Genomic DNA, 19971 nt, shown 5'->3' with positions numbered 1-19971 from the left:
AAAGAATTCTCTAGGTCGCTTAATTATAATAATCAATTAGATTATAGAATTATTTGTTCAAAAAACTTGCGAAGATGATACTAATTTTTTGGCAAAACATTGTTTCACCACATCAGTTGCCATATATTCAAAATATAGCAAGGGTTAACAATAAATTACAAGTTATTTTAGTTGCTGCTGAAGAAATGTCCGCAGCTCGTAAACGAATGGGATGGGGTGTAGAGAAAATATCAAATATCAATACAGTAGAAATTATAGTTTCACCTAGAAATGAAACCATAAAACTTATTTATAAAAAATACCCAAATGCACAGCATTTTTTTTCTGGTTTAAGGGCCAATCCAACTGTTTTTTACTCTTTTAAACATAGCCTTAATTATGATGTGAAACGCCATTTAATTACCGAAGGACCTACCTTTTATTTACGCCCAAAATTTCTACACTTAATTAGAACTATCTTTCAAGACAAAAAGTATTTTAAGTACATAGATAAAGTATTCGCTATTGGTGAGGATGCCCGAGAATGGTATCGTTTATGGGGTTTTAAACCAAATACTATAATTCCATTCGTATATTGTGTTGAGAACCACAATTCAATTGAATTAAACAACAGGAATAATGAGCCAACTTTAAAATTATTATTTGTTGGTAGTCTTATTAAGTTAAAGGGAATTAATAATTTATTAAAGAAACTTTCATTTTTGAAGACTGATATACATTTAGATATTATTGGTGGTGGTAATGAACTGGATAATTTAAAAGAAATAGTCAACGAAAATAATATTCAAAATAAAGTAAGTTTTATAGGGGTTAAAACTAATTATGAAACTAGAAGTCTAATGCATAATTACGATTGTTTAGTCTTACCTTCCTTATATGACGGTTGGGGAGCCGTAGTTAACGAAGGATTAATGGCTGGGTTGTTTGTGATTTGTAGTGATCAATGTGGCGCAAAGGATTTGATAAATAAATGGAATGGTATTGTATTTTCAAATGAGAGAAAGAATAACCTTTTAACGGCATTAACTTATTGTAGGAATAATATAGATATAATTAGGGCAAAGAGAAATAAAATAAAAGAATGGAGTAAATGCATTGCGCCTGAGTCCATTTCCAGCTATTTTTCTGATGTGTTAAGCTCTCAAAAAGTTCCTATTCCGCCTTGGGAAAAGGATAACTAAAGGTGAAGACTTCAAAAATAGGTAAGCCTTCAAAAAGGGTAAGTCTTCAGAGCCATTTAAAAAAGAAATAAAGTTTAAATAACAATAAGTGTGTATTATCGTATAAAGTTAGTAAGTCGACTTATTTCGAAGCATTATTAAACGCCTCTTGTTTCATTAAATTATAAGTATCCTTTACAGTAGTTTTAAACCAAAAATCTGTGAAAATAGCTCATGTAATATCATCCATAGATACAGCAGGTGGAGGCCCTTCGCGCAGTGTTACCCATCTTTTACGTAATATGGGTGGTAATTTTTCTTCTTTGTCTTTAGCTCTATATACTGGAAAAACTCAAAATCCAATTCTATTTCAGTTTATAGCTTCCAACATTAATTTGAGATTTTACGAGTTTAAGAAACTTGGAAAACTTGATGGTTTAGAGAAGCAGTTGGCAGAAGATAATTTAGACTTGCTTCATGGACATGCAATCTGGGATTTACCAGTGCATCAAATGGCCAAGATGGCACGTAGGTTAAAAGTTCCCTATATAATTACTCCAAGGGGGATGTTGGAGCCATGGTCGTTACAACAAAAAAGAGTAAAAAAACAGTTGGCACTTAAACTATATCAATTTAAGGACTTGCGATTAGCTGCTTGCTTACATGCCACAGCTCAAATGGAGGTAGATAGTATTCGCGCTTTGGGACTTAAAAACCCCATTGCATTGATTCCTAACGGAGTGCCTGTGGAAGACTTCGTGGTAAAGGATTTTGAAAGTGAGAGAGTAACGAAGAAAATTTTATTCCTTTCGCGTATCCATCCAAAAAAAGGTATTGAGAATTTAATAACGGCATGGAGCCAATTGTCTCCTGCACTTGTACAAGGATGGAGTGTAGATATCATTGGAAATGGAGCATCTGCTTATATTGAAAATCTGAAAAAAAATATTGCCGAGCAAGGACTATCGGAAATTATGAAGATAAAAGCACCTTTAGATGGCAAGGATAAAGTGCTTGCCTATCAAGAAGCCACATTTTTTGTATTGCCTACCCATAGTGAGAATTTTGGAATAGTCGTTGCCGAGGCCTTGGCCTGCGGCACTCCTGTGATTACGACCAAGGGTGCGCCGTGGCAAGATCTGCAAAGTTATGAATGCGGGTTATGGATCAATATTGGAGTTGAGGCGTTAAAGACTGCACTTGAAGAGGCGATTCAAATGCCTAGTCAACACATAATGCAAATGGGTGTGAATGGGCGTAAATTAATCGAAGAAAAGTACAGTATGGAAGCTGTTGCGAGAAAAATGCACAGTTTATACGAATGGATTTTACTTAAAAATGACAGACCGGATTTTGTTCGATTAGATTAGCGCAACTAGGTATACTTGATAATTTGTTTTTTAGTAAACCAAGAACTATATAAAACAATCAGACTGAGCTACATGTATGCATCAATAATCCTATCTTTCCTAAGTATAGGAACTAAAAATAAACTATAAGACATTGAAAATTTTAATAGTAATAGGGAAGTATCCAAACTATGGAGGCACTGAAGTTGTTACCACGGTGCTTGCCAATTCCTTTGTGAAAAAAGGATATGCCGTAACTATTGCTTCTTTTGAACAGACAGTCCCCGAATTAAGTTCAGAACTAGATCCGTCCATTGTATTGCGTAAGCTTTCTTATCCAGTAATTACACCAAAGAACATTAAGGTTCTCAAAAAGATTATCCTTGATAACGAGATAGATTTTATTTTGAATCAATGGTGTTTGCCTTTTTATGTAACCGTATTGTGCAACATGGCAATTGGGAAAACAAACTGTAAACTTATTTCCGTGATGCATGGTGTCCCCGATAAGAACAAACGTACTATGTATTTTGAAAACAAGATGAAATCTTCTAAAAATAGGTTGTTAATAAAAGTTTATGAAGTGTTGCGAAGAGCAATGTTAGTTTTTACATCTTATAATTCAAGATATGTTTACGACAATAGTTCAGCATATGTCGTTCTGTCAAAAAGCTTCATTAATACATTTGTGCGCTTTAGTGGGTTAAAAAACACGTCTAAACTCATTACAATTGGTAATCCTTTGACAATTTCCGATCAGGAGTTCGGACATGATTCAAGTTCAAAAGAAAAAATTATCTTATATGTTGGTCGTATAGATTATACGCATAAACGGGTACATAGAATTATTGAAGTCTGGGAGAAAATGTATGGAAACTACCCAGATTGGAAATTAGTTATAGTCGGTGATGGTCCGGAAAAGTCAAATCTTGAAACCTACGTTGAACAGAACAAAATTACAGGGGTCCATTTTGAAGGCTTTACGAACAAGCCCCCTACGGCCTATTATAAAAAATCTTCTATATTGATCTTAACTTCAGATTTGGAGAGTTTTGGTCTTGTGTTGACCGAGGCAATGAGTTATGGAATGGTGCCTGTGGTGTACGGTAGTTATACTGCTGTTTACGATATTGTGACAGATGGTAAATCTGGCTTTATAACTTCAATGCCTTATTCGGAGGAAGAAACAATCAATAAATTACGGGAATTAATGAGTGATGAAAACAAACTGGATGCCATGGCAAAAGAAGCTTTACGCAAGTCGCAAGACTTTAGTCTAGAAATGGTATTGACAAAATGGGAAGCTTTGTTTTCTACATTAAATAATAAGAAATGAATACATCAAGAGTTGATTATTCCAATTATGAAAATAAGTTAAGCTTAAAAAATAAGATGGGCAGGCTTATTTGGAATATAATATCCCTGCTATTTTTTAGACCTTTTTCCAATCCTATTTTTAGAAGCTACAGGGTTTTCGTACTAAACCTTTTTGGAGCCAAGGTGCACGCTACCTCTCTTGTTTTTTCAAGTGTTCGGATATGGGCGCCCTGGAACTTGATTATGGAAAAGCATACTGTTCTTGGTGCCTATGTAGATTGTTACAATCCAGGGAAGGTAATTTTGAAGTCAAACTCCATTGTGTCCCAAAGAGTATTTTTATGTTCGGCATCACATAATATCGAATCTTCCCGGCATAACCTTGTTGTGGCACCAATAGTTATTGAGAGTCAAGCTTGGGTTGCCGCTGGTGCTTACATTGGAATGGGGGTCACCATACACGAGGGGGCGGTTGTAGGCGCAACGGCATCTGTTTTTAAGGATGTTGAGCCATGGACCGTTGTTGGTGGGAATCCTGCCAAATTCCTTAAAAAACGCGTTTTAAAAGACTAAAGATATCGGCATGTTTGCATTATTAATAAAGAGCCTATTTATTTAACGAGTTAGCTTTCCTTATTGATTTATGCAAGGGTGTAGATTTTTTTGGACAGATACGGTTTTTTTGTTAAAGTGTTATGTAAGCACTAAAGTGCGGTGTTTTTTCTAGCCTGATAAATAGCAGCTTTATTGGCACCGCCAAAGGGTATAATGCCCCGAGGCTTGCCTCGAAATTAAAGGTTCGTTTCCTTCGAATGCCTCGCGGGCTTGCCCGGAGGTAGTTTACTAAATAAACGATTTGATATCATCTAGAAAAGGTGAATATGCTTAAATTATTTGTTCATAAATAACAAGTTATACTTGCTATTTGTGAAATTTTTAAATGCCATGAAAGAATTAAATCACACATCTGATAGCTTCTTATTCAGTGTTATAACTATAAATTATAATAATAGAGCTGGTTTGGAGAGCACCTTTAAAAGTGTTAGCGAGCAGGACTTTAAAGATTTTGAGTTTATTATTGTTGATGGTAATTCTCAAGATGGTTCAATGGATTTTTTAAGTAAGGTTAAAACTCCCAATTTAAAGATTATATCCGAAAATGATAATGGTATATATGATGCAATGAACAAAGGAATTAGAAATGCAACTGGGGCCTATATAATTTTTATGAATTCAGGTGATTGCTTCTCAGGTTCATTTGTTCTTGGTCGAATACATGCCGTATTAAATGGGCATCATACTAAATTAAAATTTATCTATGGAGATACCTTTGAAAAGGAAGCCCATGGAGACATGAAGCACTACAAAAAAGCAAAAAACCATACGCTGGCATGGTATGGTATGTTTGCCCACCACCAATCAATGGTTTTTGCCAAGGATACATTAATTAAGGAAAAACTGTTTTATAATTTGAATTATGAATTGGCGGCAGATTGGGATTTTGTATTAAAATTTATTAAGAATTTAAAAAACGAAGAAATAAAATATCTTAATATGCCCTTTGCCGTTTTTGAATTAGGAGGGGTTTCAAGCAAGTACATTCAAGGTATTAGGGAGCAATATAAGATAAGACGGGACGAATTGGCTTGGAACAGATTTAAATGTTTAGTACTGTCAAGTTTGCATTTTACCTTAAATCTCATAAGAGAAAGAATACCTGTTGTATATCTGATTTTTTTAAAACTTAGATCTAGAATATAACCAAGGGGTTGATCCGTTAATTGGTCCCTAATAAAAATGCTAGATAAAAAAGGAGACTAATTACTGTATGTTCAAATTGTTATGTTTGCAAATCAAAAGTTGGTCTTGTTGCCTAAAGATAGTATATGGTAAAAATTATTGTCTATGGTTTAAGGACAAAAAATAAATAGTAAAACTCCTTTCGAATAAATTTAAATGATGATAAGTGCCGTCGTATTAACGTATAATGAGGAAACCATACTAGGTAGTTGCCTAAAAGCACTACATTTTGTTGATGAAATTATAGTTTTTGATTCATTTAGTACGGACACAACGTTGGACATCGCCAAATCCTATAAAGCAAGGGTTATACAGCGCGATTTTGATAATTATGCAAGTCAAAGAAATGCTGCTTTAAGCGCCGTTGGTAAAGAATTCGATTGGATACTTATGGTGGATGCAGATGAAATCGTAACCCCGGAACTTAAAACCGAAATCCTTGAAAAAACAAAAATAGCCAATGCTGTTACTATGTACCGAGTTAGGCGTAAGGATATGTATCAAAACAAATGGATCAAGCAAAGCAGTGGGTACCCTACTTGGTTTCCAAGGTTGTTTAAAAATGGTAGGGTCAGTGTGGAGCGTGAGATAAACGAAGAGTATATTACCACAGGTAAAATAGGCGCCCTTAATGCTCATTTGATTCATTTTCCGTTTAATAAAGGTTTAGCCTGGTGGTTCGATAAGCATAATAGATACTCTACTATGGAAGCGTCAAAAATAGCCGTGGAGATAGATGAAAGGATTTCCTACGGTAATCTTTTTGCAAAAGACCCGGTGGTAAGGCGAAAAGCGCAAAAACGTTTAAGTTATAGAATTCCATTTCGCCCGCTGTTCGTCTTTTTTGCCTTTTATATTTTAAAAGGAGGTTTTTTGAATGGAAGAGCAGGTTACAACTATTGTAGATTAAGGAAAACCTATGAATGGATGATAGCCATGAAGATAAAGGAATTGCGAACGTCGGGGGGAAATTACAAAATATCAAATGCTCACCGAGACCCTGGAATTGACCTTAATGAGTAATAGAAATGTTTGCGCTGCATTTCATTTTTGAAGCAAGTTCAGGTATTGTCATGTAAACTGGATTTTTCCTACCATCTTTTGGTCATTGCGGTTTGCGATGAGGTAAAGGACTTGCTCAAATACTACAAGGATGTTGATATGTTTTTTAGAACTATTGTGCCAAAATTTCAATCGTTTTTATCATAGTGCGTAATTTGCTTTAACTTATTTGATGCTAAGTTGAACCTAGGTTTGACCAACGGTTTTACGAACTTCCTGTTTGTGATACTAAAATGGGTTTAATTCGATTATTGGTATTTCGCCTTTTGGTTTAAAAATTATGGACTGTTGAAAATCTATAAAAGTAAAGGACTCGTACATAGTGATAAAAGCTTTACATGTTATTTTAAGAACACTAACGGGAAAACTTAAATGAAAGTTACGATCATAACAGCAACCTTCAATAGCGAGGAAACCTTGTCAGCCTCCCTAAGTTCTGTTTGGGAACAGGATTATAAAAATATCGAACATGTTATTGTAGACGGAGCCTCAACAGATAATACCTTAAAAATAATTAAAGAGTTTAGCTCAAAAAATAAAGGGATTACGTATGTTTCCGCCCCTGATGAAGGTATCTATGACGCCATAAACAAAGGACTCGATCTAGCTACGGGTGATGTTATAGGATTTGTCCATTCAGATGATTTTTTAGCTAACCCAGGAATTATCTCTGCGATTGTAAGTCGCTTTAAAGAAGGGGATTATGCTGGTGTTTATGGAAATTTGTTATATGTTGAACGCCAAAACACCAATAAAGTAGTTAGAAACTGGTACAGTAAAAACTTCCATGTAGGGTTGTTACAGCGTGGTTGGATGCCTGCGCATCCAACCCTTTTTTTAAAAAGGGAGGTGTATCGGGAATGTGGCAATTTTGATAGATCATATAAAATAGCGGCGGACTATGACTTTATGTTGCGCGTTTTGCTCAGGCCAAAATATAAATTTGGTTTCCTGCCAGAAGTTATAACCAAAATGAGAGTTGGTGGTAAGAGCAATAAAAGTATTTCGAATATGATGCTTAAAAGTCAGGAAGATTTAAGGGCCATGAAAACAAATGAATTAAATAGACCGCTAATGGCGTTGTTTTTCAAGAACTTTTCTAAGTTGAAGCAGTTTATTCCATTAAGTTGAAAATACCGTATGCCTAATCTTTTTGATTTAGATGGGCACGAAAAAATTGTTTTGAGGTTATAAAAATTTCTTAATGATTTAGACGGATAATTTTAATACTATTCATTTGATTCGCTTAAATGATTAATACAACCTGGAAATTAAACTGTTTACTTCCATTGCGGTTTGCTGTTCGTAATTAGAGTTGTGGAATTTTAGTAATTAATTGTTCTTTAAATATGAAATTCGTCAACATTAATAACAGGTAATGGAAGGAAAACGGCATAATTAAACAGAATAAACATACTTCAGGCAAATGATTGCCAATTGTTTCTTTAAATTTGTGTCCATTTATTTTACCTGATGTTATAATTATGAAAGATCCTTCTTTTACCTTAGATATAGCCGATGACGATTCGTATTATAGCATAAAGCCCTTAATTAACAAATACCTGAAGTTTTGGCCTTGGTTTTTGTTGAGTTTACTGCTCTGTTTTCTTTTGGGTCTTGGCTATCTTAGATATACTCCTTTATCCTATAAATCTACTGCCAAAATAAAGATAATCGATGAAACTACGGAAATGAATGTGGCAGCGGACGCTATTTCTATGCTTAGCGGTGGTTCGTCTAAAATTAATATGGATAATGAGATTGAGGTCTTGCAATCTTATCGTTTATTGGACCAGGTGGCGTCAGAGCTAAATCTTGATATTTCCTTTTATGCAAAGGGAAATATTAAGACTACGCAAGTATGGAATCTACCAGTAATATTAACTAAAACCGTTTTAGAGGACAGTCTTCGGAATACTATGGTTTTTGAAATGGTTTTAAGGCGAGACCAATTAGAGGTGACGGATGAATTTGAAAGAACTTGGACCTTAAAATATAGTGCTTTGGATTCTGTAAATAGCACCTTGCCGTTTGCAGTGTCTCTGTCTCCGGATATCGGAATTGACGAATATATAGGAAATACCTATGAATTGGTTTTGAAGCCTAGAAAAACAACTATCTCGGATTTGCGCAAAGCGATAAGGATCGAGCCTACCAGTAAAATCAGCGATATCATATCGTTAAATTTAGTAGGGGAAAGTTATCAGCGATCAGAAGCTATTTTAAATACCTTGGTTCGTGTATTTAATAATGACGGAGTTCTTGATCGTCAACAGGTATCCAAGCGCACCCTTGATTTTATTGATGAGCGCTTTGTATATCTGTCTACAGAACTAGATTCCATTGAAGGTGGAAAGGAAGATTTTAAAAGAACGAATAACCTCTCCTATATTGAGGCAGATGCTGGAATTTCCTTAGAACGAAAGTCGGAAACCGAAAATCAGGTAGCTAATTTGGAGACTCAGATTTCCTTGTCCGGATTATTAAAGAAAACGGTTATCAATCAATCTGCCTATAGCTTGTTGCCAGTAGATATTGGCTTGGCGAATAGTAGCTTAAATACCTTGGTATCCAGCTATAATGAAATAGCTTTGGAAAGAGAGAAACTAGTAATGACCGTTGGAGAAGAACATCCTACTTTGGTAAATCTTTCGGAACAATTAGAACGCGCTAAAGTAAATATCCTCAAAACGGTAAATGTCTATCAGACGCAGATGAGAACTTCTCTTAGACGTTTGAATACACAGCGTTCAAAGGCTAGTTCTGCTTTCGCCAGATTACCTGAGAAAGAAAAAATGCTACGTTCTATTGAGCGACAGCAAAGCATAAAAGAAAATCTCTTTCTGCTATTACTACAAAAACGTGAAGAAGCTGCCATTAATTTAGCAGTAACGGCACCATCCGTAAAAGTGGTCGATTTTGCTGAGACAAGTAGTTTGCCGGTAGCTCCAAAAAAAATGGTGGTTTTTGGTCTAGCCGGCTTATTGGGATTATTTTTGCCATTTACCTTTTTTTACGTTAGAAATGTTTTTGACACACAAATAGCTAATCGTCTCGATCTTGAGAAATTATTTCCAACCGTTCCAATAGCGGCAGAAATTCCACATATCAAGAATAAGAGAGCCTTTATGGATATCAATGATCGATCACAAATGGCAGAGTCGTTCAGGATACTTGCAACTAATCTTAAGTTCTTATTGCCAAAGGCTGCCAAAGGTAGTGTGGTTTATGTTTCGTCCTGTACTGCTGGTGAAGGTAAAAGTTTACTATCCTATAACCTGTCGGTTGCTTTGTCCAGTTTAAATAAAAAAGTATTGTTGGTAGGTGCAGATTTACGTAACCCAAGCTTACACGATTTTTTTGGAATGGGTGTTTCTAGTAAGGGGTTATCAAACTTTCTTAAAAATTCCGATCAAAATCCCAGAGACTTTATTTACCCCGGTTTAGACATGGCGCAGGGGCACAAGGTTTGCCTAAGTGGGCCAATACCGCCAAACGCACCTCTGCTATTGAGTAGCGAAGGTTTTTCTAAGTTCATTTCCGAGGTAAAGAAAGAGTTCGACTATATTATTGTGGATACTGCACCTATGCTACTGGTTACCGATACGTCTTTAATCTCAGAATATGCAGATATTACCCTCTTGGTGGCACGGGCAGGGTTGACCGATAAAAGTATTTTAGAGAAATTAAGAAATAGTAAGCAAGTAGAGAATTTTAAAAATATGGCCTTAGTGCTCAATGACTCAAAATCACTTCTTGAGACCAATTACCAATATGGCCCAAAAAAATAGAGTAAGAAGAACGGGCAAAAGGTGGTATTAGCTGCTAAATTGGAGCTTACTATACCAATAGGGTTTTGTTTCGTGTACTGGAACAACCTATGGTTATTAATATGAAATAAGGCTTGGTAGTCCTTCGATTGAGTTAAGGGAGCTATTTTTTAACCAGTAAAATGGCACTCTTCAAATAGCAAAACAATAATTCTTGCCAACCGACATCTTGTTTTGATTACATAGTAGAGAAGCGTAGTATTTTGCCAGCGCTCTGGATGCCATTTTTTATACGGTAACGCCGGTCAACTTAATATGTGGTCTTGTTGCAGTGTGCGATTTCTGGTACCCTCTTTAATTGGTCCGCTATTGTAATATAGGGCACGGCTTACCATCACCGTTTGATACCTATCCGATATATGCTGTCCAATTTTGGGAATTTTTGCAAAAATGCTTTCTTATCCGTGTACATTAGTTCCATATCCTTCATTGTGGTATCGGCATAGCCGGAATACAGTGCCGTTACGACTTCCATGCCCTCAACCACCCTTCCAAAAGATGGGAACCCACGAACATCGTTGTAAAATATAGTATCCAAGCGTTGGTTGTTTCCCAAATTAATGAACAGGTCCGTTGTTCTTGATTCCGGTCCGCCCCTTGCAAAACTCAAGGTGCCTTTCTCATTGCCCTGAACAACAGCTTCATCCGGAACGGGTATGCTGTTCCAGCTATCGTAAGCGGCCTTGTTGCTGCTCCCAAATTGGGCCACGAAACCTGGATTTACCCTATAAAAAAGTTGACCATCGAAGTATCGGTTAGTTACAAGTTGATAGAGTCGGTCCGCGGCGTAAGGAGAAAGGCTTCTGGTTACGTCTATCTCAAAATTTCCCTTAGAAGTTTCAAACTGAACGGTATAGCTTTCCGGCGCTATTTTTTTTGTCCATTTTTTTTGGAACACCTTAGGTGAACAACCAAGGATACCTACAAAAACAAGGAAATACAAGTGCTTTTTCATAGTACAGCTTATTATAGTTAACGATAATACTGATTTTTTGACTCTTGAATCCTAATTTTTTCAGGTATTTTTGTAGTGATGGAAAGCGTCCTTACTCCTTACCTGCCCGAACGTGCCGTTGCACCCTGTATGGCCCTGATCAAAGAAAACCAGGTACACCTAAAAATAGTGAACGAACGCGTGACCCGTCACGGCGATTATAGGAGACTCCCGAACGGACAGCACCAGATTACCGTAAATGCCACCCTGAACAAATATCGTTTTTTGATTACCCTGGTACATGAAATCGCGCATTTGATAGCTTTTGAAAAATACGGTAGGCACATAAAACCACATGGATTGGAGTGGAAACACACCTTCCAACAACTTATGTTGCCGTTTATTAGGCCAGCCATATTTCCTTCCGTTCTGCTTCCGCTATTGGCACGCCATTTTAAAAACCCCAAGGCCAGTAGCGGCACGGATGCGCAGCTATCCATCGCCCTAAAAAAGTTTGACGAGCAACAATCGGATAAAACATACGTTTTTGAACTACAGGTAGGGAGTGTTTTTCGCATATACAACGGAAAGCTCTTTAAAAAGGGAAATAAACGAACAAAAAGATACGAGTGCGTTGAGGTAAGTACAGGGAAAACATACCTTTTTCAGCCCAATGCAGAAGTCGAACTTATAAACGGTTAAGATGAACAAAAATTACTATGCGGTATTAATGGCCGGTGGTGTAGGCTCAAGATTTTGGCCTGTAAGCACTACCGAAAACCCAAAACAGTTCCACGATATGTTGGGAACAGGGACGACCTTGATACAAAAAACCTTTCAACGGCTCAACAAATTCGTGCCAACGGAAAATATTCTAATCCTCACGAACGAGCGCTATAACGACTTGGTATTGCAGCAACTACCCTTGGTGAAACAAGACCAGGTAGTACTGGAACCTGCCATGCGAAATACCGCCCCATGCATTCTGTATGCAGCGCTAAAAATCAAAAAAATGAACCCGAACGGGCTAATGATCGTAGCGCCAAGCGATCACTGGATAGAGGACGAGGCGGCTTTTGCACAAGACGTAACCGCATGTTTTGAGAAATGCGAGCAGGAGGCCGTGTTGTGCACCTTGGGCATAAAACCGACATTTCCCAATACCGGTTTTGGCTATATCGAATTTGATAAGAACAGCGATACCCGAATAAAACCAGTGCACCAATTTAGGGAAAAACCGGATTATGAAACGGCCAAAGACTTTTTGGCACAAGGTAATTTTCTGTGGAATGCCGGTATCTTTATGTGGAGCGTAAAAACCATAGTAGATGCGTTCAAGGCCTACCAACCTGGGCAATACGAACTGTTTGAGGCAGGTATGGATGCCTATAACACGCCTATGGAAGCTGGTTTTATCGCCGAGAATTACCCGAAAGCAGAAAATATATCCATCGATTATGCTATTTTGGAGCAGTCCAGAGCCATATACGTTCTTGCCGCTACCTTTGATTGGAACGACCTGGGCACTTGGGGTTCCTTGTTCGATAAATTGGATAAGGATTCCCATGGAAACGCTGTGGTGAACGCTCGGGTACTTGCCGAGGATGCTAGCGGAAATATGATCCGTTCCCCTAAAGATAAAATTGTTGTGGTGGATGGTTTGCAGGATTTTATAATTGTAGACAAAAAAGATGTACTTTTAATCTATCCCAGGTCAAAGGAACAGGATATTAAACAAGTGCTGAACAAGGTAAAAGACGCATACGGTGATAAGTACGCATAACTATGCAAGAAAATTTAGGACAGGATAATAGTACGCCCCCGGATACTTCCAAGGATACCGGCGAGAACGTAAAGAAGGACTTTCAAGGTTTATTGGGAAGTGTAAAAAAGTTTCTGTGGGAACTTTTGGACATTCGTACCAATACAGACCAGCAAGCCACAAAAGAGGCGATCATAGCCGATATTCCTTTTAAAGGACACACGTCTTGGATCTTGATCTGTTCGATTTTTATAGCTTCGATCGGATTAAACGCGAATTCTACCGCCGTGGTGATCGGAGCGATGCTTATCTCGCCGCTTATGGGGCCTATTTTAGGTATTGGTATGTCTATCGGCATCAACGATATAGATACGCTCAAAAGGTCTTTGAAGAACTTTGGTGTAATGGTGGTGCTGAGCGTCTTAACGGCTTTCTTGTTTTTCAAGTTTTTTCCCTTACGTGACGAATCTTCCGAACTCTTGGCAAGGGTAGCACCCGATATACGGGATGTATTGATCGCTTTTTTTGGTGGTCTGGCCTTGGTGATCGCAAGGGCAAAAAAGGGTACTATAGCCAGTGTTATTTTTGGGGTTGCGATCGCTACCGCTTTAATGCCGCCGCTATGTACCGTTGGTTTTGGATTGGCGATCGGTAACTGGGATTACGCTGCCGGTGCCATGTACCTGTTTACCATAAACACCATATTCATAGCCTTGGCCACCTTTTTGGTGATAAAACTATTGCGTTTTCCTATGGTGCGCTACGTAAATTCGCAACGCCGTAGGTTTATATCCAGAATGGCTTCCTTGGTAGCCGTTTTGGTCATGATTCCTGCCGGTATTACCTTTTATAACGTATTTCAGGAATCCCTGTTCCGTAAAGACGCCAATAGCTTTGTAGATGAAAAGATAGCTACCTACCAGTTTTCAGGTGAAGGCAGGTTTTTAGAGGATTTTACGGATATTGAGTTTCAAGATGGCGAGGATCCGTTTTTGGAGGTGGTGTTTATGGGCAACGAGACCATTCCCGATAATGTGATCGCAACTTGGGAGGCACAAATGAAGGAATATCCAAAACTACGGGGAGCAACCCTTAACGTCGTACAGGGCTCCAAGAACGAAGCCGCGGACCAATTAAAATATGTGAACGAGCTGTATGAATCCCAAAAAAATATGCTATCTAGCAAGGATGAGAAAATTGCCTTTTTGGAGTCGGAGCTCATCCGACTGAATAAAGGTACCCAAGGACAGATTCCGTTCTCTGAAATAAGTCTGGAGGCCAAAGCAAACTATGAAAACTTGGCACGTTTGGGATATTCCTATCTGATCTCTACGGATTTTGATAAAACCGATACCATACCCGTTTTTGAAGTTTCGTGGAAGAAGGAAGCAGGGCGTTCACAGACACAAAAAGACGTAGTAAAACTGCATGAATGGTTAAAACTACGCCTGCAGAACAAAGACCTGCAAATAAAAGAGGTGATTTTGGATTGACCTTGCCTTTGTTTTGAAGTTACTTACTAGTATCAAAGCGCCACGTGCTTATCTGCCTTAAAAGAAATCAATGGATTTTTAGGTTGTTTTTGTTTGTAGATAAAACCAAGTAAAAAAAGCTCCTCCCTTCAGCCGAAGGGAGGTGGCGCCGATTCATCGGTGTCGGAGGGTTTGACCCCGAAGTTTCGCGGCTTCTTTGCCGTCCCGCGCGAAAACACGAAGCCTTGTGTAAGCAAGTTTGCGGGTCAAACTCCCCGTCCGCAAGCGGACACCCCTCTTCGTCTGAAGAGGGGAGCTAATTGAAAGGAAGTAAATGGATTTTTAGGTTGTTTTTGTTTATAGATAAAACCAAGTAAAAAAAGCTCCTCCCTTCAGCCGAAGGGAGGTGGCGCCGATTCATCGGTGTCGGAGGGTTTGACCCCCGAAGTTTCGGGGCTGCTTTGCCGTACCGCGCGAAAAGACCAAGCTTGGTGTAAGCAAGTTTGCGGGTCAAACTCCCCGTCCGCAAGCGGACACCCCTCTTCGTCTGAAGAGGGGAGCAAATTGAAAGGAAGTAAATGGATTTTTAGGTTGTTTTTGTTTATAGATAAAACCAAGTAAAAAAAGCTCCTCCCTTCAGCCGAAGGGAGGTGGCGCCGATTCATCGGTGTCGGAGGGTTTGACCCCCGAAGTTTCGGGGCTGCTTTGCCGTACCGTGCGAAAAGACCGAGCTTTGTGTAAGCAAGTTTGCGGGTCAAACTCCCCGTCCGCAAGCGGACACCCCTCTTCGTCTGAAGAGGGGAGCTAATTAAAAAGAAATCAAAAATTTTTATCTTTAATACATCACCGAGTTATACGTTCGATAGGGTTCATTAACTGAGATTATATGAAAAAGCAAAACAATAGAGTCCATACCAAGCAGGAGCTTTCAGAACGACGGAGGGAACTTCGCCAGCGTATGACCCCTTCGGAGGCGTTTCTTTGGAATCATTTAAAATCTCGAAATCTTGACGGTAAGAGATTTACCAGACAACATAGTATCGGAAATTATATTGTAGATTTTTACTGTGCATCGGAAAGGCTTATTATAGAATTGGACGGCGAGGTACACCAAAACCCGAGCGCGGTCGTGTACGATACCAAACGAACTTCTTATTTTGAAGAGATGAACTACAACGTAGTAAGGTTCGAGAACAAAATGGTTTTTGATAATTTATCGTCCGTCATCATGGAAATCAGGGATAATTTTAAAAGTAAAACCAAGTAAAAAAAGCTCCTCCCTTCAGCCGAAGGGAGGTGGCGCCGATTCATCGGTGTCGGAGGGTTTGACCCCCGAAGTTTCGGGGCTGCTTTGCCGTACCGTGCGAAAAGACCGAGCTTTGTGTTAGCAAGTTTGCGGGTCAAACTCCCCGTCCGCAAGCGGACACCCCTCCTCGTCTGAAGAGGGGAGCTAATTGAAAGGAAGTAAATGGATTTTTAGGTTGTTTTTGTTTATAGATAAAACCAAGTAAAAAAAGCTCCTCCCTTCAGCCGAAGGGAGGTGGCGCCGATTTATCGGTGTCGGAGAGTTTGCCCCCCGAAGTTTCGGGGCTGCTTTGCCGCGAAGAACTTTTCCGCGGAGTGTTTCAACCAAGCTTAGCAGATCTAACCCTCTTTCTTCCGTAAAGTGAAATTCATTCTTCCCTTTGTCCAAATGGGAGAGCTTGAAAAAATTAAAGAAAACTATAAAAAAGAGCTTTTTAAGACATCAATTTCGCTCTTCAATATACATTTGGCGTACCTTTTTAAAGAGGTCGGAAGAATAGACAAAATCCGTTACCGCTTGGTTATCGGTCTTAAAAATTTCGTTCTTGGTGCCCTCCCATTCTTTGAGTCCGTCTTTTAGAAAGAGGATTTTTTCCCCGATCTGCATTACCGAGTTCATGTCATGGGTATTGATAACGGTGGTAATGTCGTATTCCTCCGTTATTTCCTTAATTAGATTGTCTATTAAAATCGCCGTTTTAGGATCTAGTCCAGAATTTGGCTCATCACAAAAAAGATATTTCGGATTCATTACAATAGCGCGTGCTATTGCGACTCGTTTTTGCATTCCACCGGAGATTTCAGAAGGAAATTTATGATGGGCATCAATAAGGTTCACACGTTTAAGAACGGCGTTTACCCGGTCTGTCATTTCAGATACGGATTGTTTTGTGAACATCTCCAAAGGAAACATTACGTTTCCGGCAACCGTCATACTATCAAATAGGGCGCTCCCTTGAAAAACCATCCCCATTTCTTGACGCAGGTTTCGTTTTTCCTTGTCGGACAGCGAGGCATAGCTATTTCCATCGTAAATAATATCCCCTTCCTCAGGATAAAACAATCCCAAGAGGCATTTTAAAAATACGGTCTTTCCCGATCCACTTTGCCCAATGATGAGATTGGTCTTCCCGTTCTCAAATACCGTGCTTACTCCTTTAAGAACGTGTGCATCGCCAAATGATTTATGTATGTCGTTAACTTCTATCATTAGCCCAGCATGAGTTGTGTTAATATATAGTTTAATATGATAATAACAACGCTAGTCCATACAAAGGAAGTAGTACTGGCCTTACCTACTTCCAAGGCACCACCTTTCATATAAAATCCGTGATAGGAGGGAATGGTAGCGATGATAAAGGCAAAAATCAAGGTTTTTATAAAGGCATAAGTAATGTGGAAGGGAATAAAATCCATCTGTAAGCCCTCTACGAAATTGGCACTGGTAAGAAACCCGCCAAAAACACCTGCAAACCATCCGCCGAATATGCCCACATACATTGCTATGGCAATGGCAAAGGGATAAAAAAGCATGGCAATAATTTTTGGAAATACCAGATAGTTGAGTGAATTGACACCCATAACCTCCAAAGCGTCTATTTGTTCCGTAACCCGCATAGTTCCTATACTGGACGTGATGTACGAACCTACTTTTCCTGCCATGATGACAGAGACGAAGGTTGGGGCAAATTCTAGAATAATAGATTGCCGAGTGGCAAAACCAATCAGATTTTTAGGGATGATAGGACTGGTAAGGTTCAAGGCCGTTTGTATGGCGACCACCGCACCAATGAAAAAGGAAATGAAAATAATAATACCCAAAGACCCATAGACGAGTTCGTCTATCTCCTTTAAAATCAGGGATTTCATGATACGCCATTTGGTGGGTTTTTTAAAAACTTCCTTTACCATAATGGCATAGCTGCCAATAGACGCTAAATAGTTCATGTACTAAATTAGATTTCTTGGTGTAAAAGTAACAATAATGGCTTGGATTTGTCCTTGAATCCAAATAATTCCCTGTAGACTCCTCTGCTTGTTTTTTCGATTAATAGTTTCTCTTGCATCCGACGAGGGTAGGGAAGGAATGTAATGGGTCGTGCCTATCGTTTTTAGCGCCCGATCCGTAGGGGCAATGAAGTACGACCCAATCTTGGCTTTCGGGTAAGGGCTTTGGTTTTTCCCATCTAAATGAAATAAATCTATTACACCGCCAAGTACCGAGATAATACTTAGCTTCAGGGAGATATTATTTCCTCTGTTAAGGGATATTTTATTTATTTTTATCCTTTAAACAAAAAAGTATGAGCCATAACCGTTGTTTAGTCCTTCCCGTCCTTTTTATAGGATTGTTTTCTGTTTTGACCCTTAGTGGACAAAAAAAATCAAAAGTCGAAGATGAAACCCATGTGAGAGTGAAACCAAAGTTAGTGGTGGGTATTGTTGTAGACCAAATGCGTTACGATTACCTCACGCGTTTTTACTCCCATTATGGTGAAGGCGGGTTTAAACGTATGATCAATGAAGGTTTTAACTGTAAGAACAACCATTTTAACTATGCGCCAACAAGTACTGGCCCTGGCCATGCCTCAGTGTATACGGGTGCTGCGCCCGAAACCCATGGTGTAATCGGTAATAATTGGTACGATAAGGAAAATGATACCTCTGTCTATTGTGCCGGAGACGATTCTTATGCCTCTGTTGGTACGAAAAGTGATGCCGGACAAATGTCGCCGCACCGGATGACGGTGACTACCGTAACGGACGAGTTACGCCTGCATACACAGATGAGAGGAAAGACCATTGCCATTGCCCTAAAGGATAGGGGAGCGGTACTTCCCGGTGGGCATACTGCAAACGCTGCTTACTGGTTTCATGGAGCCGATGAAGGAAACTGGATCACCAGTAGCTATTACATGGATGCCTTACCTGCTTGGGTAAATGATTTTAATAGTTCAGGTGCCGCGCAATCGTATAAAAAGGCTTGGACCACCTTGAGGGATATCAATACCTACACCGAAAGTGGTGTAGACGATAACCAGTACGAAGGCTTATGGGACGACGAACTAACATCGACATTTCCGCATAATACAACGGCCCTGCTGGATAAGAACGGTAATTTTGATATGATAAAGGGCACACCTTATGGAAACAGTATTACCGCTGATTTTGCCATTGAAGCCTTGGTTAAGGAAGAATTGGGAAAGGACGAGGATACCGATTTTTTGGCGATCAGTTTCTCCAGTACCGATTATGTGGGACATAACTTCGGAGTAAACTCCAAGGAAATACAGGATACCTACCTGCGATTGGATGTAGATTTAGAGCGATTGTTTAAAGCCTTGGATAAGAACGTAGGCGAAGGGGAATACACGGTGTTCTTAAGTGCGGACCATGCGGCCATTGAGGTTCCTACGTATCTAAAGGATATGAAAATACCTGCGGGATATGTAGATTACGGTACCGTTAAAACCAAATTTTCCGAGTTCTTAAAGTACAAATACGGCACGGAGGATATTGTAAAGAATTTTTCCAACCTACAGATTTTCTTGGACCACAAGATTATTAAAAACTTAGATCTGGACGTGAAAAGCGTACAGGAGGAGATCGCCAAGGAATATTTGGGGTATGACTTTATAGACCGGGTATATACCGGCCATCAAATGTGGCAAAACGAATATACCAGGGGAATTCCCTATATACTTCAAAATGGTTACAATCAAAAACGCTCCGGTGATGTGCTGTTGGTGTTGAAACCCGGTTTTATACGATATAGCACAACGGGTTCCACCCATGGGTCGCCTCAGATTTATGATACACATGCACCTTTGTTGTTCTTTGGAAAAGGAATTAAAAAAGGAAGTACGGTAGAACGTACAGAAATTCCGGATATCGCCCCTACTATTTCTGCCTTGTTGGGTATTTCGTTTCCAAGTGGCAGCACGGGAACACCAATTTCTGAAGTGTTAGAGTAGACCAAA

16 protein-coding genes are annotated in these 19971 nt (G+C 39.1%); 13 read left to right on the top strand and 3 right to left on the bottom strand.

The annotated features are described in order from the left end of the window. Positions 1–74 precede the first annotated feature (74 nt). The 8 genes from ACFQZJ_RS12080 to ACFQZJ_RS12045 all read left to right on the top strand — a co-directional run bounded on the left by ACFQZJ_RS12080 (position 75) and on the right by ACFQZJ_RS12045 (position 10479). The gene (locus ACFQZJ_RS12080; protein ID WP_379934854.1) at positions 75–1181 is read left to right on the top strand and encodes a glycosyltransferase family 4 protein; all 1107 of its coding nucleotides are present in this window, start codon (positions 75–77) and stop codon (positions 1179–1181) included. 200 nt (positions 1182–1381) lie between these two features. Beyond that, positions 1382–2530: a glycosyltransferase gene (locus tag ACFQZJ_RS12075; protein WP_379934853.1), complete on the top strand. Its 1149-nt coding sequence runs from the start codon at positions 1382–1384 to the stop codon at positions 2528–2530. A 133-nt stretch (positions 2531–2663) separates the two neighbouring features. Further along, positions 2664–3845, top strand: coding sequence for a glycosyltransferase (locus ACFQZJ_RS12070; RefSeq protein WP_379934851.1), 1182 nt, complete (start codon positions 2664–2666; stop codon positions 3843–3845). Then, on the top strand, positions 3842–4399 hold the full coding sequence (locus tag ACFQZJ_RS12065) for a putative colanic acid biosynthesis acetyltransferase (protein ID WP_379934849.1): 558 nt from the start codon (positions 3842–3844) through the stop codon (positions 4397–4399). The genes ACFQZJ_RS12070 and ACFQZJ_RS12065 overlap by 4 nt, the downstream gene beginning before the upstream one ends. 372 nt (positions 4400–4771) lie before the next feature. Continuing rightward, the gene (locus tag ACFQZJ_RS12060) at positions 4772–5587 is read left to right on the top strand and encodes a glycosyltransferase family 2 protein (protein ID WP_379934848.1); all 816 of its coding nucleotides are present in this window, start codon (positions 4772–4774) and stop codon (positions 5585–5587) included. A 195-nt stretch (positions 5588–5782) separates the two neighbouring features. Beyond that, on the top strand, positions 5783–6649 hold the full coding sequence (locus ACFQZJ_RS12055; protein ID WP_379934847.1) for a glycosyltransferase family 2 protein: 867 nt from the start codon (positions 5783–5785) through the stop codon (positions 6647–6649). Positions 6650–7060: 411 nt separating this feature from the next. Then, entirely contained in the window at positions 7061–7819 is a 759-nt protein-coding gene (locus tag ACFQZJ_RS12050) for a glycosyltransferase family 2 protein (RefSeq protein WP_379934845.1), read from the top strand. Positions 7820–8172: 353 nt separating this feature from the next. After that, entirely contained in the window at positions 8173–10479 is a 2307-nt protein-coding gene (locus ACFQZJ_RS12045) for a GumC family protein (protein ID WP_379934843.1), read from the top strand. 373 nt (positions 10480–10852) lie between these two features. Here the strand turns inward: ACFQZJ_RS12045 and ACFQZJ_RS12040 are convergent, their stop codons facing one another. Then, the gene (locus ACFQZJ_RS12040; RefSeq protein WP_379934842.1) at positions 10853–11473 is read right to left on the bottom strand and encodes a peptidylprolyl isomerase; all 621 of its coding nucleotides are present in this window, start codon (positions 11471–11473) and stop codon (positions 10853–10855) included. A 78-nt stretch (positions 11474–11551) separates the two neighbouring features. On the opposite strand from ACFQZJ_RS12040, the gene ACFQZJ_RS12035 reads away from it, so the two are divergent. The 4 genes from ACFQZJ_RS12035 (at position 11552) to ACFQZJ_RS12020 (ending at position 15953) form a co-directional block, all read left to right on the top strand. Beyond that, a complete protein-coding gene (locus ACFQZJ_RS12035) occupies positions 11552–12154 on the top strand; it encodes a SprT-like domain-containing protein (protein ID WP_379934840.1) in 603 nt (200 codons plus the stop codon). Position 12155: 1 nt separating this feature from the next. Further along, positions 12156–13235, top strand: a complete 1080-nt coding sequence (locus ACFQZJ_RS12030) for a mannose-1-phosphate guanylyltransferase (RefSeq protein ID WP_379934838.1) — start codon at positions 12156–12158, stop codon at positions 13233–13235. A 2-nt stretch (positions 13236–13237) separates the two neighbouring features. Next, a complete protein-coding gene (locus tag ACFQZJ_RS12025; RefSeq protein WP_379934836.1) occupies positions 13238–14707 on the top strand; it encodes a DUF389 domain-containing protein in 1470 nt (489 codons plus the stop codon). Between the two features lie 865 nt (positions 14708–15572). Next, positions 15573–15953, top strand: coding sequence for an endonuclease domain-containing protein (locus ACFQZJ_RS12020; RefSeq protein WP_379934834.1), 381 nt, complete (start codon positions 15573–15575; stop codon positions 15951–15953). A 480-nt stretch (positions 15954–16433) separates the two neighbouring features. On the opposite strand, the gene ACFQZJ_RS12015 is transcribed toward ACFQZJ_RS12020, so the two are convergent. Together ACFQZJ_RS12015 and ACFQZJ_RS12010 are read right to left on the bottom strand one after the other, a co-directional pair. Then, positions 16434–17201 (bottom strand): ABC transporter ATP-binding protein, encoded by a 768-nt coding sequence (locus ACFQZJ_RS12015; protein ID WP_379934832.1) that lies wholly within the window; start codon positions 17199–17201, stop codon positions 16434–16436. Next, positions 17201–17938 (bottom strand): MlaE family ABC transporter permease, encoded by a 738-nt coding sequence (locus ACFQZJ_RS12010; RefSeq protein WP_379934830.1) that lies wholly within the window; start codon positions 17936–17938, stop codon positions 17201–17203. Before ACFQZJ_RS12010 ends, ACFQZJ_RS12015 begins: the two co-directional genes overlap by 1 nt. 356 nt (positions 17939–18294) lie before the next feature. Here ACFQZJ_RS12010 and pafA point away from each other — a divergent pair, with 356 nt between their 5' ends. Further along, on the top strand, positions 18295–19965 hold the full coding sequence (gene pafA, locus ACFQZJ_RS12005) for an alkaline phosphatase PafA (protein ID WP_379934828.1): 1671 nt from the start codon (positions 18295–18297) through the stop codon (positions 19963–19965). Positions 19966–19971: the final 6 nt, after the last annotated feature.

It is taken from the genome of Maribacter chungangensis (assembly GCF_042676845.1).
Lineage (GTDB): Bacteria > Bacteroidota > Bacteroidia > Flavobacteriales > Flavobacteriaceae > Maribacter > Maribacter chungangensis.
Note: the sequence above shows the minus strand (reverse complement) of the source record. Positions and strands in the feature narration are given on the sequence as shown.

What these genes read in the sequence shown, in the direction of transcription:
- ACFQZJ_RS12080 (WP_379934854.1), top strand. Translation starts at nt 75, where the DNA reads ATGATACTAATTTTTTGGCAAAACATTGTTTCACCACATCAGTTGCCA.
- ACFQZJ_RS12065 (WP_379934849.1), top strand. Translation starts at nt 3,842, where the DNA reads ATGAATACATCAAGAGTTGATTATTCCAATTATGAAAATAAGTTAAGC.
- ACFQZJ_RS12060 (WP_379934848.1), top strand. Translation starts at nt 4,772, where the DNA reads ATGAAAGAATTAAATCACACATCTGATAGCTTCTTATTCAGTGTTATA.
- ACFQZJ_RS12055 (WP_379934847.1), top strand. Translation starts at nt 5,783, where the DNA reads ATGATGATAAGTGCCGTCGTATTAACGTATAATGAGGAAACCATACTA.
- ACFQZJ_RS12050 (WP_379934845.1), top strand. Translation starts at nt 7,061, where the DNA reads ATGAAAGTTACGATCATAACAGCAACCTTCAATAGCGAGGAAACCTTG.
- ACFQZJ_RS12045 (WP_379934843.1), top strand. Translation starts at nt 8,173, where the DNA reads ATGAAAGATCCTTCTTTTACCTTAGATATAGCCGATGACGATTCGTAT.
- ACFQZJ_RS12040 (WP_379934842.1), bottom strand. Translation starts at nt 11,473, where the DNA reads ATGAAAAAGCACTTGTATTTCCTTGTTTTTGTAGGTATCCTTGGTTGT.
- ACFQZJ_RS12035 (WP_379934840.1), top strand. Translation starts at nt 11,552, where the DNA reads ATGGAAAGCGTCCTTACTCCTTACCTGCCCGAACGTGCCGTTGCACCC.
- ACFQZJ_RS12030 (WP_379934838.1), top strand. Translation starts at nt 12,156, where the DNA reads ATGAACAAAAATTACTATGCGGTATTAATGGCCGGTGGTGTAGGCTCA.
- ACFQZJ_RS12025 (WP_379934836.1), top strand. Translation starts at nt 13,238, where the DNA reads ATGCAAGAAAATTTAGGACAGGATAATAGTACGCCCCCGGATACTTCC.
- ACFQZJ_RS12020 (WP_379934834.1), top strand. Translation starts at nt 15,573, where the DNA reads ATGAAAAAGCAAAACAATAGAGTCCATACCAAGCAGGAGCTTTCAGAA.
- ACFQZJ_RS12015 (WP_379934832.1), bottom strand. Translation starts at nt 17,201, where the DNA reads ATGATAGAAGTTAACGACATACATAAATCATTTGGCGATGCACACGTT.
- ACFQZJ_RS12010 (WP_379934830.1), bottom strand. Translation starts at nt 17,938, where the DNA reads ATGAACTATTTAGCGTCTATTGGCAGCTATGCCATTATGGTAAAGGAA.
- pafA (WP_379934828.1), top strand. Translation starts at nt 18,295, where the DNA reads ATGAGCCATAACCGTTGTTTAGTCCTTCCCGTCCTTTTTATAGGATTG.